This window comes from Chryseobacterium capnotolerans, assembly GCF_021278965.1.
In the GTDB taxonomy this organism is placed as follows: Bacteria; Bacteroidota; Bacteroidia; order Flavobacteriales; family Weeksellaceae; genus Chryseobacterium; species Chryseobacterium capnotolerans.
In genome coordinates, this window is sequence record NZ_CP065589.1 from 1,919,945 (window position 1) to 1,934,035 (window position 14,091).

At 33.1% G+C, this 14,091-nt stretch carries 15 protein-coding genes and 1 pseudogene; 8 read left to right on the plus strand and 8 right to left on the minus strand.

Annotated elements, in window-relative coordinates; genetic code table 11:
- Positions 1 to 12: 12 nt before the first annotated feature.
- From H5J24_RS09105 to H5J24_RS25920, 3 genes are all read left to right on the plus strand, one after another.
- A complete protein-coding gene (locus H5J24_RS09105; protein WP_068943450.1) occupies positions 13 to 588 on the plus strand; it encodes a glutathione peroxidase in 576 nt (191 codons plus the stop codon).
- A gap of 71 nt (positions 589 to 659) precedes the next feature.
- The gene (locus tag H5J24_RS25915) at positions 660 to 926 is read left to right on the plus strand and encodes a VOC family protein (protein ID WP_346729967.1); all 267 of its coding nucleotides are present in this window, start codon (positions 660 to 662) and stop codon (positions 924 to 926) included.
- Positions 927 to 966: 40 nt separating this feature from the next.
- Positions 967 to 1,176: a VOC family protein gene (locus H5J24_RS25920; RefSeq protein ID WP_346729968.1), complete on the plus strand. Its 210-nt coding sequence runs from the start codon at positions 967 to 969 to the stop codon at positions 1,174 to 1,176.
- A 134-nt stretch (positions 1,177 to 1,310) separates the two neighbouring features.
- Here the strand turns inward: H5J24_RS25920 and H5J24_RS09115 are convergent, their stop codons facing one another.
- On the minus strand, positions 1,311 to 1,973 hold the full coding sequence (locus H5J24_RS09115) for an NAD(P)H-binding protein (protein WP_068945111.1): 663 nt from the start codon (positions 1,971 to 1,973) through the stop codon (positions 1,311 to 1,313).
- Positions 1,974 to 2,226: 253 nt separating this feature from the next.
- Between H5J24_RS09115 and H5J24_RS09120 the strand changes: the two genes are divergently transcribed.
- Positions 2,227 to 2,580 carry an MmcQ/YjbR family DNA-binding protein gene (locus H5J24_RS09120; RefSeq protein WP_068943449.1) on the plus strand — a complete coding sequence of 118 codons (354 nt, stop codon included), beginning with the start codon at positions 2,227 to 2,229 and terminating at the stop codon, positions 2,578 to 2,580.
- 128 nt (positions 2,581 to 2,708) lie between these two features.
- Here H5J24_RS09120 and H5J24_RS09125 read toward each other — a convergent pair whose 3' ends face one another.
- A complete protein-coding gene (locus tag H5J24_RS09125) occupies positions 2,709 to 3,197 on the minus strand; it encodes a hypothetical protein (RefSeq protein WP_232816236.1) in 489 nt (162 codons plus the stop codon).
- Complete coding sequence (locus H5J24_RS09130) at positions 3,179 to 4,228, minus strand: DUF2931 family protein (RefSeq protein ID WP_232816237.1); 1,050 nt, start codon at positions 4,226 to 4,228, stop codon at positions 3,179 to 3,181. Before H5J24_RS09130 ends, H5J24_RS09125 begins: the two co-directional genes overlap by 19 nt.
- 524 nt (positions 4,229 to 4,752) lie before the next feature.
- Between H5J24_RS09130 and H5J24_RS09135 the strand changes: the two genes are divergently transcribed.
- A complete protein-coding gene (locus H5J24_RS09135) occupies positions 4,753 to 5,133 on the plus strand; it encodes a YbaY family lipoprotein (RefSeq protein WP_232816238.1) in 381 nt (126 codons plus the stop codon).
- 97 nt (positions 5,134 to 5,230) lie between these two features.
- Here H5J24_RS09135 and H5J24_RS09140 read toward each other — a convergent pair.
- Positions 5,231 to 6,150, minus strand: a pseudogene (locus H5J24_RS09140) (bifunctional riboflavin kinase/FAD synthetase).
- Between the two features lie 207 nt (positions 6,151 to 6,357).
- On the opposite strand from H5J24_RS09140, the gene atpD reads away from it, so the two are divergent.
- The 3 genes from atpD to H5J24_RS09155 all read left to right on the plus strand — a co-directional run bounded on the left by atpD (position 6,358) and on the right by H5J24_RS09155 (position 9,143).
- Positions 6,358 to 7,866, plus strand: a complete 1,509-nt coding sequence (gene atpD / locus H5J24_RS09145; protein ID WP_068945108.1) for a F0F1 ATP synthase subunit beta — start codon at positions 6,358 to 6,360, stop codon at positions 7,864 to 7,866.
- Positions 7,867 to 7,953: 87 nt separating this feature from the next.
- A complete protein-coding gene (locus H5J24_RS09150; RefSeq protein ID WP_068943447.1) occupies positions 7,954 to 8,235 on the plus strand; it encodes a FoF1 ATP synthase subunit delta/epsilon in 282 nt (93 codons plus the stop codon).
- Positions 8,236 to 8,324: 89 nt separating this feature from the next.
- Positions 8,325 to 9,143 (plus strand): hypothetical protein, encoded by an 819-nt coding sequence (locus tag H5J24_RS09155; protein WP_068943446.1) that lies wholly within the window; start codon positions 8,325 to 8,327, stop codon positions 9,141 to 9,143.
- Positions 9,144 to 9,518: 375 nt separating this feature from the next.
- Here H5J24_RS09155 and H5J24_RS09160 read toward each other — a convergent pair whose 3' ends face one another.
- The 4 genes from H5J24_RS09160 to H5J24_RS09175 all read right to left on the minus strand — a co-directional run bounded on the left by H5J24_RS09160 (position 9,519) and on the right by H5J24_RS09175 (position 14,091).
- Positions 9,519 to 11,714 (minus strand): B12-binding domain-containing radical SAM protein, encoded by a 2,196-nt coding sequence (locus tag H5J24_RS09160; RefSeq protein WP_068943445.1) that lies wholly within the window; start codon positions 11,712 to 11,714, stop codon positions 9,519 to 9,521.
- Positions 11,715 to 12,085: 371 nt separating this feature from the next.
- Positions 12,086 to 12,832, minus strand: a complete 747-nt coding sequence (locus H5J24_RS09165) for a hypothetical protein (protein WP_068943444.1) — start codon at positions 12,830 to 12,832, stop codon at positions 12,086 to 12,088.
- A gap of 72 nt (positions 12,833 to 12,904) precedes the next feature.
- Positions 12,905 to 13,234: a DUF4870 domain-containing protein gene (locus tag H5J24_RS09170; RefSeq protein WP_068943443.1), complete on the minus strand. Its 330-nt coding sequence runs from the start codon at positions 13,232 to 13,234 to the stop codon at positions 12,905 to 12,907.
- A gap of 119 nt (positions 13,235 to 13,353) precedes the next feature.
- On the minus strand, positions 13,354 to 14,091 hold the full coding sequence (locus H5J24_RS09175; RefSeq protein ID WP_068943442.1) for a LytR/AlgR family response regulator transcription factor: 738 nt from the start codon (positions 14,089 to 14,091) through the stop codon (positions 13,354 to 13,356).

Consider the following 14,091-nt stretch of genomic DNA (forward strand, 5'->3'; position numbering starts at 1 on the left):
AATTTATAAGAAATGAAAAATATTTTTTTAATGCTGCTTTCTTTTATCACAATTCTGCAAAGCTGCACCAATCAAAAAAGTGAAATTTCTCAAGCAAAAACCAAAGAACTTATGGGAAAAACAATATATGACTTTAAAGTAGAAAGCCTTGATGGTAAGGAAATCAACTTTGCAGACTTCAAAGGAAAAAAGATCCTGATCGTGAACACAGCTTCTGAGTGCGGGTTTACTCCTCAGTATGCAGATCTTGAAAAGCTATATGAAGAATATAAAGATAAATTGGTAATCGTAGGTTTCCCAGCCAATAACTTTGGGGGACAGGAGCCGGGAACCAATGCTGAAATCGGAACATTCTGCCAGAAAAACTATGGAGTGACATTCCCAATGGCAGCGAAAGTCTCTGTGAAAGGAGATGATACGGCACCTATCTTTAAATATTTAACAGAGCAGGAATTAAACGGAGTAAAAAATACCAGTATCCTTTGGAACTTTACCAAATTCCTGATTGATGAGAATGGAAAACTTATTGATAGCTATGTAAGTACTACAAGACCAACAAGTGAATCAATTACAAAGCATTTGAAATAAATAAAAAATAAATTTATATACAGAGTGGATGTTATCATCCACTTTTTTTATTTTTGAATAAATAGTAACTCATGAAAAAAATATTTTTTGCCGTTTGTATTGTAACCGCTTTTCTATCAGGATTTGCCTTTAAGGCTGTTACAGAAAAAGAATCTGATGATCTGAAAAGAGTAACAGGAATCGGGGGTATCTTTTTTAAATCTAAAGATCCCAAAAAAACAAGAGAATGGTATCAGCAGCATTTAGGTCTTGAAGTCAATGAATATGGATCTGTTTTTGAATGGTATCAGGGAGCAGATAATTCTAAGAAGGGATTCAGCCAATGGAGTCCTTTTTAGTGAAAAAACAAAATATTTCCAGCCTTCTGAAAAAGATTTCATGATTAATTATCGTGTACAGGATCTTGAAAAGCTTGTTGAACAGCTAAAAAAAGAAAATGTAACGATTCTTGATAAAATTGAGAGTTATGAATATGGAAAGTTTGTCCATATAATGGATCTCGAAGGGAATAAAATAGAGCTTTGGGAACCTAATGATATTGAATATGAAAAACTCGGAAAAAGCATGGGGAGTAAGACCACAAAATAAATTATATTTTGTTCCGGATCTTTAAATAAAATATAAACTAAATCAAAGCATCTGTGCCAATCTGCGAAAATCAGTGGTTAAATAAAAATTACCAAAGATTGCACGGATTTACATAGTTTTTTTTAGTATAATTTTTATGATCTATCAATTACCTTGTCTGCAAAACAAAAAATATTTCCCAGCTTGATACTGGAGTAGCCATTACTTTTTATCTTGGAAGAATTAATCATGGCCTTTGCTAAAATATCAGTAGGCAAAGGCTTCTGACTTTCCAATAGTCCTAATTTATTAGCAAATTTTATAATCCGGCTGCCCAGCACTTCACCCGTTCTTTCAGAATCTTTCCGCTCAAGCATTCCGGGTTTAAAAATGGTAATTTTATTGAAATGTAATTGTTTCACAGCTTCTTCAAGTTCGCCCTTCATCTTGGAATAAAAAATCTTAGATTTAGGATTGGCTCCATAAGCTGAAACCAGGATATAATCTTCTACTTCATTCTCTTTGGCTGCTTTGGCAAATTCATATTGATAATCAAAATCTACTTTTTTCTGTGCATCTTTGCTTCCGGCATCCTTCAAAGTAGTTCCCAGACATGAAAATGCAACATCTCCTTTAACCATTCCTTTCCATTCTTCTGGCTTTTCAAAATCCACAACATGAACTTTTAGCTTATTATTTTCAATATTAACAGGTTTTCTTACAAAAATATCGACTTCCTCAAAAGCCTTGTCATTGAGTAACTGATTAACCAGATCTTTTCCTGTGGCGCCTGTAGCACCGATTACTAAAGCTTTCATAACAATAGGTTTTGATGTAATGGTATTTTCTTTCTTAAATTTACTAAATTTGATTAAAAGATAAAAGATAAAAGATAAAAGATAAAAGATAAAAGATAAAAGATAAAAGATAAAAGATAAAAGATAAAAGATAAAAGATAAAAGATAAAAGATAAAAGATAAAAGATAAAAGATCTTATCATTAAACATCTTGTCTATCATTTATAAATTATTATTAGTCACATTACTCATTATTAATTACTCATAAAAAACCATGGATGCCAACGAAATACTAGATTATTGCCTTGCGAAAAAAGCAACTACAGAGAGTTTTCCTTTTGATAACGAAACCCTTGTATTAAAAGTAGATACTAAAATGTTTCTCCTGATGGGACTTGAAAGACAACCTTTGTCTATCAATGTAAAGACAGACCCGGAATGGAGTGCAGAACTTCGTGAGCAATATCCTCAAATTACAGGAGCTTATCATATGAATAAAACCCATTGGAATTCTGTAGCTGTAGCTGGTTTAAAAAGAGAACTGATTTTAAAACTAATAGATCATTCTTATGACTTGGTATTTAAATCTCTTACTAAAAAAGTTCAAAGTACTATAAATAATTCTTAGAAAACGAAATTAATAACATAAAAAGATATTGATTTTGGCTGTGTATTGCTTCTCATTTGGATCTTTTGCAGAACAGGAAAAAGGGGAGCCTTTCACTGAGGGGAAACTAGCTTTGCACTTTAGATCTTTTAATAATTTTCACCATATTCTATAATTGGGGTTTCTAAAAGTAATAACTTATTTTCACCGTTTATTAGCATAGCGGTTGCTGTTTTATTCTTTTGATTGATATTAAATTCTATTTTGGCTTTGGTATTTTTTTGCTGGTTAAAAAAATCATCAAATTGTTTAAAGATTTTCTCTTCATTAAACTTAAAATCTACTGCGCATCGATTGTCATTTTTATCATACCATTTAATGTATACATATTCAGGAATAGCACGTTCCTCGTATAGGTTATTTTGCAAAGTTTCATCAGAAAACACATAGCGTTCAGCATTATAAAAACCAAAATCTGCATTATAAATTTTTATTTCGGGAGATACTATAAATGTTGGGCGCCAGTTGTACCGTACTCGCAGTTTATCCCAATAACCATAAGGAATAGGTTTGTTTTTTGTAAGCTGCTGTGTTTTGAAAGGTATAATTGTGGTATCTGTTAATACTTTTTGCGCCATTCCTGGTTAAACAAATCACCATATTTTAATTTTTCATTATAAGATACTTGTTTAGTAATGCTGATCTTTTCTGCCTGGTAACGTCCAATTTCTATTTGGCGATAACCACTGCTGCCTGCCCAAACTACTAATACTCCTCCTGGTGCAAAACCCATAATAATACTGTTATAATTTTCCTGAATTTTTCTATCCCCTCTTTTCTCATCATAAGGCGTATTGAAGAGCATTTGTAGTTTATTATAATCAATAGGACCGTTTACCCGGTAAAAAATATTTTCTGCAAATGAATACCAGGTAAGATCCAGCGCTTTTGGGAGTGCCATTGTTTTCTTATCCGTATTACCCCCATCTTCACCCCATTTTGCTCTGTAATTTACAGTGTTTCCTTCATTAAAAGTAAATTCGTACTTTTCATTATTAGAAAGTAGAAAAATTCCTTTGTACAACTGCACGGGATAGGCTTCAGGATTACTCATTGAGCCACGCCATCCATCCCCAGATATCTTTATATGATCAGTACTAATTGTAGTTTCCTGTTTTTTATTATTATTTTGAGAAATACTGTATACAATAGATATGAAAAATATATATACGATCATAACAGGTAGTAATATTTTGTATGATCTAATGGCCCAGGTTAGTATAATGCTGCTAAAAATTGTCAAAAAGATACTCAGCGTTAAAATGACAGGAAAGATTTCTAAAATGAGGCCTCCCAAATCAGCATACAATTTGTGCTCATAATCATCACCTAGTGTAGTCACAAATAACAACACAGGCAAAAGCAGGCAGAAGGCAATATAAAATACAAAACCATAAGCAAGCTCAACGATAATATTAGGTTTATCAAATAGGTTTAGTTTTCTGCGAATGCCATTAAAGCGAAAATATAAAAAAGTAATTAAGATAAAATAAGGTAAACAGAATAATGCTGCATACACAAGGTTTGAATTGTCGCTCTGTGTACATAGCATACCAATTAAACTCAATATGGCAACCAGAATAGCTGAGATAATAGATTTGAAAATCATGGTTATAAAATCTCTATTTATTTTGAATTTTCAGGCAGTCAATTAGTTAATGAATATGGAAATAATGATTGTATACAAGGGCTATCTTTTTAAGCTTGTACATTTCAGAAATTTCAGCTATCATTTTACCTGTGGTTTCATCATTTAGTTTAAATATAGAACTTAATTAAAAGCTTAGCCAAATTATGATAAATATATGTAATATTTGTTTAATATATTTTTTTATTAGTTTATTATTGTTTTTAATTCATTTTATATCATATTCTTTAATAATTATTTTAGCCTATATTGACTATTTAAAATAGGAAAAAATTCTGAAATTGGAGATGTAAAATATGAATTAGAATAATCTGGGTATAGATTTTGTTATCAAATATCTTTAAAATACTAAACAGACATCAATTAAAATAAGAATATATGAAAAATCATCTTTTATTATTCATGGCAGTAGGTACATTAGCTTTATCTAGCTGCAGTAAACCTGAGAAAAAGATCAGACGGTTACTTCTGCCAGTACAGAGAAAGTGAAGTCAGAAAATCTTAAAATAGAATTTACAGGTACAGATAAGTTTACCATCAAAAATTCAAAACTTAAAGTTAGTTTATATGGAATAAGTGAAGGGCTTCAGGATGCACCGGCAACATTAATTACAGAAAGTGAATTTGAAGTAAAAACAATTCCTTATACTATTGAATTACCAATACCAGAAAATGCAGAAAGCAAGATCAATCCAAAACCTACAAATGGCGTAAAATATTATATCGCTACAGAATGGGACTCTGATGGCAATGGAAAAGCTAATGAAAAAGGGGATATCTTTATTGACCACGATAAAGCATTTCCTAATGTCAAATTAAATAGTGAGACCCAAAAAAATCTATGTAAAGGTTTTAAAATAAAATAAAAAAGAGATTCTTCAACAAGCTCAGAATGACAGGAATCTATCTTTTAAAATAAAAAATTAAAAAGGCTATTCATCACTGAATAGCCTTTTGTATATCTTAGAAATTAAATTCTTCTGTTAATCGCTTATCTTCATCAAGTCTTTCAATAAGCTTTTCCAATCCTTCAAACTTGATTTCATCATGAAGGAAGTCTCGGAATTTTACGGTGATCTTTTCGTCATAAATATCATCGTCAAAATCAAGGATATATACTTCAACGGTTAGCTTTTCACCATTTACTGTAGGATTGGTTCCGATGCTCAGCATTCCTTTATATTGTTGGCCTTTTACTTCCACTTCTACAATATAAGCCCCTTTTTAGGTAAAAGTTTAATAGATTCCGTATCAATATTAGCGGTTGGATAGCCAATTGTTCTTCCGATCTTTTTTCCATGAACTACCGTTCCGGAAACAGGGTAGGAGTAGCCCAACATTTCATTGGCTTCCTTAATATTTCCTGTTAAAAGAGCATTACGAACCTTCGTAGAACTGATGTTATTCTCGTGAATATTAATGGCTTCCATTTGCTCAACCTCAAAATCAAGCTCTTTAGAAAGCTTTTGAAGAAGTTCAAAATTTCCGCTTTTATTCTTCCCGAAAGAATGATCGTATCCTATAATAAGGTATTTTACGTTGAGTTTATCAATCAGGATCTGACGTACAAATTCTTCTCCGGTAAGATTTCTGAATTCTTCATCAAATTCTTTAAGAAACAGAGTATCAATGTTATATTTTTCAATACGCTGTTGTTTTTCCTCTATGGTATTCAGTAATTTTAAATCTTCATTAGGATTAAAAACAAACCTCGGATGTGGCCAGAAGGTAAGGATAGCAGTTTCCAGATTGTTTTCTGTTCCTACCTTAATGAGCTCATCGATAATACTTTTATGTCCAAGATGTACCCCGTCAAACATACCTAAAGACAATGCTAGAGGCTTTTGAGAGGAATAATCTTTAAAATTCTTGAAAACTTTCAAAACGGGAAAAATTTGACTGCAAATATAGATATAATGTAACAATCTATCAATATAACAATGGATCAATATTTTTTTCAGGGAAATAGGGCTATCAGAATGATAAATTGCTGCATGGATCAATTTCTAAAAAGTATGATAAAAATCTTTTTTTTACCAATTGCGGGTTTACGAAGAATCACTATATTTGCACCAAGAAAAAATTTAGCAATGGCAAACCAAATTAAAGGTAAAATTTCTCAAATTATTGGTCCGGTAATCGACGTTGTCTTTAATGATGTGGAAGCAATTCCAGCAATCTATGACGCGTTAGAAATTACAAAAGAAAACGGTGAAAAAGTAGTTTTAGAGGTAGAACAACATATTGGCGAAGATACAGTAAGATGTATTGCAATGGACGCTACTGATGGTCTTAAGAGAGGTCAAGATGTAATCGGATACGGAAATCCTATTACTATGCCAATCGGAGAGGCTGTAAACGGAAGACTATTCAACGTAGTTGGTGATGCTATCGACGGACTTCAAGATATTTCTAAGGAAGGTGGTCTTCCAATTCACAGACCAGCTCCAAAATTTGATCAATTATCAACTTCAGCAGAAGTTTTATTTACAGGTATTAAAGTAATCGACTTAGTTGAGCCTTACGCAAAAGGAGGTAAAATTGGATTGTTCGGTGGTGCTGGTGTAGGTAAAACAGTATTGATTCAGGAGTTGATTAACAATATTGCAAAAGGACACGGAGGTCTTTCTGTATTCGCCGGAGTAGGTGAAAGAACGAGAGAAGGAAATGACCTTTTGAGAGAGATGTTAGAATCAGGTATTATCAAGTATGGTGATGATTTCATGCACTCTATGGAAAATGGAGGTTGGGATCTTTCTAAAGTAGACTTAGAAGCTATGAAAGATTCTAAAGCAGCATTCGTTTTCGGACAGATGAACGAGCCACCAGGTGCAAGAGCAAGAGTAGCCCTTTCTGGTCTTACTTTAGCTGAGTACTATAGAGATGGTGGAGAAAGCGGACAAGGTAGAGACGTACTTTTCTTCGTAGACAACATCTTCCGTTTTACACAGGCTGGTTCTGAGGTATCTGCACTACTTGGTCGTATGCCATCAGCAGTAGGTTACCAACCAACGCTAGCTTCTGAAATGGGTGCGATGCAGGAAAGAATTACTTCAACTAAAAATGGTTCAATTACTTCAGTACAGGCGGTATACGTACCTGCGGATGACTTAACTGACCCGGCTCCTGCAACTACGTTTGCTCACTTGGATGCAACTACGGTACTTGACAGAAAGATTGCTTCATTAGGTATTTACCCAGCGGTAGATCCATTAGCATCTACTTCAAGAATCCTTTCTCCAGAAGTTATCGGTCACGATCACTACAACTGTGCTCAAAGAGTAAAAGAAATTCTTCAAAGATATAAGTCACTTCAGGATATCATCGCGATTCTTGGTATGGAAGAACTTTCTGAAGAAGATAAATCAGTTGTTTACCGTGCAAGAAAAGTTCAGAGATTCTTATCTCAGCCTTTCCACGTAGCAGAACAGTTTACAGGTATTCCAGGATCTTTAGTAGATATCAAAGATACTATCAAAGGATTCAACATGATTATGGATGGTGAATTAGATCACTTACCAGAAGCTGCTTTCAACTTGAAAGGAACTATCGAGGAAGCTATCGAAGCTGGACAAAAAATGTTAGCTGAAAACGCTTAATAATTAGACATAAAGATATCAGATACTAGACATGAGACTTTAAAGTGTCTGAAATCTGAAATCTGAAATCTTCAAATCTAAATTAAAATGAATATAAAAATTTTAACACCAGAATACGTAGTTTTTGAAGGAGAAGTAAGCTCAGTATTATTGCCTGGAAAGAATGGTGAATTTCACATCATGAAAAACCACGCAGGAATCGTTTCTTCTTTAGTTGGTGGGAAAGTAAAGCTGTTTACAAACTCTGTAGATGAAGCTTTCGCAAAAAACCTAACCAAAGAAAATGATAAAGATTCTATCTTTTCATATTCTATCAAGAGCGGTGTTGTGGAATTTAATCATAACAAAGGAATTATCCTTTGCGAATAATTAAATGAAAAGCTAAATATATTTTCAAAAAAGTGTAACTTTGGTTACACTTTTTTATTTTATGTCAAGTCATGTAAAAATCTGATTCTATGAAGAAAAGTATAATCATATTCTTTACAATTTTGGGTATTTTCCTCAATGCTCAAAATATTAAAACCAAAAGAGGAATTATCAATTTAGACGGAATCCCGGTGGCTAAAATCTCCAATAAATCCAATGAATATACTTTCATGGATTTAAAAGAAACGCCTTTGTATACGATAAAGTTTATTGATAAAAGTATCGTAGATTCTGTTAGGGATAGTTATATACAAATCAATAGAGTATATAACAGAGATAAAACCATCGAAGTCGACTATTCTTCACCTTCTGCGTTTTCTGGAGAAGAAAAGTCTGCAGTTTACACTTCCGTGAAAGATTTTAAAATCATTGATAATAAAGGGATCAATGTAAAGACTCTGGATGAATTGTTTTCCAATATTCCTAAAAGAAAACTGGACAGCAAAACAAAAGACGCCTACACCATCAGAAAGAAGATTGATAAAATGAATCTTGAAGTCAATAAAGTAGGTGAGATCCTCAGCAATGGAGTTCCTGTAGGGTATTTTACCAATTTACCGGTAAGCTTTGGTTCTGATGATAAAATTATGGAGAAAAGCTTTCTGGACATTGAAATTTATGATGCAAAAAGCAAACTCATAGGTAGATATATTACAACTACAAAACAGTTGAAAACAGCTGGTGGAAAGTCTTTTACTCTTTACAAAGAGATGTCTGGCAGAGCCTCTATTTTAAAATATCCAACCTATAAAGCGCTGGCAGAACGTATGGCCATCATGGATCCCAATTTTATTAAGGTTCAGGAAAAGGTAACTGTAGGACCTGTTACAAAGGATACCCCTAATTAAAACCGGCTAAAAGTAAATAAAATAAACCCTCAGAATTATTTTCTGAGGGTTCTTTTTATCTACATAATTTTATATAAGTTCCTGCTTATTTATTCGTGTATTGGTGGCAAAAAATATATGCCACCAATGCACGAATTTTTCTTTGGTTACATATATAATTATTTGTGAAATCCGCGGGAGCTTTTTTGTCCTGTATTTTGTCATTGACTATGTCGAATCTGCGATTTCTGAAGGAATCTATACAAAGCCATCTTTGAAATTATAGTTTAGATTCATACGAAATGACAAAGATTGCATATAGTTTTAAAGAATCTGCGTCATCAGCAAGATCTGCGAGAGAAAATTTGAAAATCCCTGAGAAAAATAAGAACAATTTTATAAACTCAAAATCACTCCATTTTCCTTCAATTGCTGCATCGGTTTTGAGAACCAGAACAATTCAAAATCTTCAAAATTTTCTTCAAACTGATTCTTAAGTTGCTGAACTGTAGGTTTTTTCTGGTTGTCAATAGAATGTTCTTCTAAAATATCCATCAGCCATTCTGCTTTGTCTTGTTCCAGCTCAACCTTTATAATATTGGTTTTTAGGTGGAATGTAAGCAACGTATATGTACCAGAATATTTCTTTTTATTTTTTACGCGATTCTCAGCGATTACGTTTTTGGTTAAAAAGACAACTTTTGAATTTCCTTTAAACTTAAAATCTTCCTCTTCCAATAAACTGTCGTGAATATAATCGGGATGGATGGTTGTTCTCGGAATTTTAAAATCGAACCACTCCTGAAGGGGAAGATCAAAATTAATTCCATGCATATAGTTGAATAAGGATTTTTTTAACCCTGAGCTAAATTGATCATGGTTGATTCCGGTTCTGTCTGTAAAATCAATATCATTATTAGCAAATAGAATTTCCTGCTTGATTGGCGTAACTCCAAATTCTTCCGGGTTCAATCCAACAGGTGAATGGGCTGTCATAGCAAACTGATGCCAGAAACCACTTTGTAAAATTCCCATTTCAAATAGCTGACGAACCATTTCCATAGAATCAATCGTTTCCTGAATGGTTTGCGTTGGGTAGCCATACATCAAATAAGCATGAATCATGATTCCGGCTTCTGTAAAATTTCTTGTCACTTTAGCAACCTGTTCCACAGAAATTCCTTTATCAATTAATTTCAACAAACGATCACTAGCTACTTCAAGACCTCCCGAAACGGCAACACATCCGGATAGTTTTAATAAATAACAAAGATCGCGGGTGAAGCTTTTCTCAAAACGAATATTAGTCCACCAGGTAACAATAAGATTTCTACGAAGAATTTCAAGGGCAACTTCTCTCATCAAAGCTGGTGGTGCAGCTTCATCTACAAAATGGAAACCGGTTTCCCCTGTAGTTTTGATAAGTTCTTCCATTCTGTCCACCAGAATTTTAGCGGAAATAGGCTCGTAGATTTTAATATAATCCAATGAGATATCGCAGAAAGTACATTTTCCCCAATAGCATCCGTGGGCCATGGTTAGTTTATTCCATCTTCCATCGCTCCACAAGCTGTGCATAGGGTTGGCAATTTCAATGACTGAGATATATTGATCGAGTTTTAAATCCGTATAATCCGGAGTACCGATATCTGCCTGTTTGTAATCGTGCCTTTTGGTGTTATTTTTATAAACGACTTTCTGATTTTCAAGTAAAAAAGTTCTCTTGTATTGAGATTCTTCGCTTTGTCCAGAATGACAGACATTTTCACATAGAAGTTCAAGCGGAAGCTCTCCATCATCCAACGTTATAAAATCGAAAAATTCAAATACTCTTTGATCCTTGATCTCTCTTAACTCTGTATTGGGAAAACCGCCGCCCATGGCAATTTTAATTTGCGGGAAATTTTTCTTTATAAACTGTGCACTTCTGAAAGCAGCATATAAATTTCCGGGAAAAGGAATAGAAAAACAAACCAATTTAGGTTGAACAGTTTCTATTTTTTCTCGAAGAATGGTCAAGGTAAAAGTATCGATAAATGTTTCTCTATCAATTAGTTTATTGTACAACTCATCAAAAGAATTGGCACTTTTTCCAAGACGCTCGGCATATCTGCTGAAACCGAAGTCTGTATCAATATTTTCAACAATATAATCTGAAATATCCTCCAGATATAAGGTTGCTAAATGCTTTGCTTTATCCTGTAAACCCATGTTTCCGAAGGCAAATTCCATATCGTCCAATTGATTGAAACGGGAAGCTTCCGGAAGAAAGTTCATACTGCAGATCTGTCTTGCCAATGTTGGAGTTTTTCCTTGTAAAAAAGGAATAACCTGATCAATGGTTTTTAAATATTCATCTCTTAAAGCATAAATCCTCTGAGAATTTTCAGAAGTATTCTGAAGATCAATTTCTTTGTTGAAAACCTTTTCTAATCCACCTCTTGAAAATAACTCCAAAATAACATCTATTCCCAAATCCATCTGATAACTGGAAATATTCTTAGTATTTAAAAATCCTTTAATATAAGCTGTTGCCGGGTAAGGAGTGTTAAGTTGAGTAAAAGGCGGGGTAATAAGAAGCAGGTCTTTCAACAGAAATTTTTTGCAAAGTTATTCTAAAGTTTTTTCAGAAAAAAATTTTTTACTCTGATTATAGACAGGTCTGAATGTTGTTATCTGCATCTATTTTTTTCTTGTATAATTTTTCCCGCTGATCACACAGATTTCGCAGATAAAATGCAGTTGTAGTATTGGGAGATGACTATTATTGAAGATAAACTTTTTTAAAACGCAAAGTTTTATTTTTCGATATGTAGTGCTTTAAGGAGGCAAAGTATGGAATCAATTTCATTGATTCTTTTTAAGCGAATGTATTATCCATATAGCTTCTTCAGAGACAAAGTCGCTTTTTTTTGCACCCTAAAATAGAGTATTAGAATAGTTAGAACTTTGCGTTTTAAAAATTATTTAAACATAGCATCGGATGGATTATTTTTGATAAAATTGAGAAAAGACTCTTCCTCAAAATAGCCATTCTCATCTAAAATTTCAGGTTTTAAAACTTCTGCTTCATTGGATCCATCTAAGGTTATTTTTTCAATATACCGTCCTGACTTTCCTTCTATTTCATTATGAAGACTTATTAAATATTGAGAATGTATATTTCCTTCTGCAACAGTGTAATGTCCATTTTCAGCAATAAGGGAACTGGTGATATTTCCATTACTATACGTTTCATTATCATTACCAGATGCTCCGAACAAAATATTGCAGGAAATGTTTCCAGCACAATAAAGTGAACCGTTGACAACGATATTTTTTGCCTGTATATTTCCAATAACGATAAGCACAACATAATCCTCAACAGAAAGATTTTCAGAAAGATCAATGTCTTGTTCCAATAAAATAACTTTGTATCCTTCTCCATCTTTTGTAGTTAAATCAAGAGTGTTGGATTCTTCATTTTTTGCAAGGATAATTTTAGGCAGGTCATCATCATCATTATTGGATTCTAAAGAAGCTGCTTTTATTTTTTCTGCAGTTTCCTTATCCAGCATTTCAAAAAATTCTGAAAGATCTTCTTCATCTGAAGAGTGGTCATTAAAAAAAGTAAAATCTAACGTTGATGAAACTGTAGAGCAAAAATTTTCTGAGCGATTTTTAAGTCGGGTATATAGTTGATCTTTTGTGAGTTGTTGTAATTCTTTCATAAAAATTGGCTCTATTGCATCTACTTATTCTACAGAAATATAGGTAGATGCAATATAAGGAGATCAGTTAGATTATGCCAGGAAACCAAATTTATTCTCAAATATTTTTCCAATTACCGGAATAGGTTTTTTCTGTTCATTGGCAGCATTAATAATTCCGAATATCCATAAGATCAAAAGAATTACTCCTATATAATTCAAAAAAGATAATACTGGTATAATAGGAACTATGATAGAAAGAAGAACATTGATAATAACGGTTAACAGGAAGAATCCTAAACCTTGTTCCAAATGATAATTAGCCAGTTCATTTTTACCATGGAGGTCTTTACTTTTAACATAAGCGATAATCCATCCGATGATGGTGACATAGCTTAAAATAGAAATTGTTTTGCTGTTCATATTGAATATTTTCTGTCAAAAATAGAAATGAGAATTTTACTGATCAAGAGCCGATTGTTTTATGGCAACCTTGAATTGGTATTCAGTTGATTTTGACAGAAAATTATATTTTTAAGGTACTATTCTTCTTTCATCAGTTTGAAAAAAGCATCTTTTTTAGCCCGTGATATCGGGATATTGGCACCGTTTTCCATTTCAATCATTCCTTCACGGGAATAGCTTACGATATAATTGGTATTGATAAGATAAGATTGATGTACCCGGAAAAAATCAGGGGGAACTAGAATGGTCTCGTAGTTTTTAAGAGGTTTTGAGATCATGATCTTTTTCCCATCGTTCAGATAGAAAGTAGTATAGGAACCGGATGTTTCACAATGCATAATCTGGTTGATCTTTACCACATGCATTGCTTCCTGAGTAGGAAGAATAATCCTTTGCGGCGTTTTGGTCAGATTATTATTGAGTTCGTTTACTTGTTGTTCTTCGAGGAATTGATCCTTTAATCCTGAAATTCTATCAATAGCTGTTTTGAGTTCTTCAGCATCAATAGGCTTTAATAAATAATCTAAAGCACTGAACTTGAAAGCCCGTATGGCATATTCTTCATAAGCCGTTGTAAAAATCAAATGAAATTTCCGATAAGAAATCTTTTGTAATACATCAAAACCAGTCCCGTTTTTTAGCATAATATCCATGAAGACAAGATCCGGTTGAAGCCTGTCAATAAGTTTTGCTGCTTCATCGGCACTTTCTGCATAGCCTATGATTTGTATTGTATCAGGAGCAATCATTTCCAGCATAATAGATAAGGCTTCTCTTAAATGATATTCGTCTTCTATGATGATTGTTTTGTACAT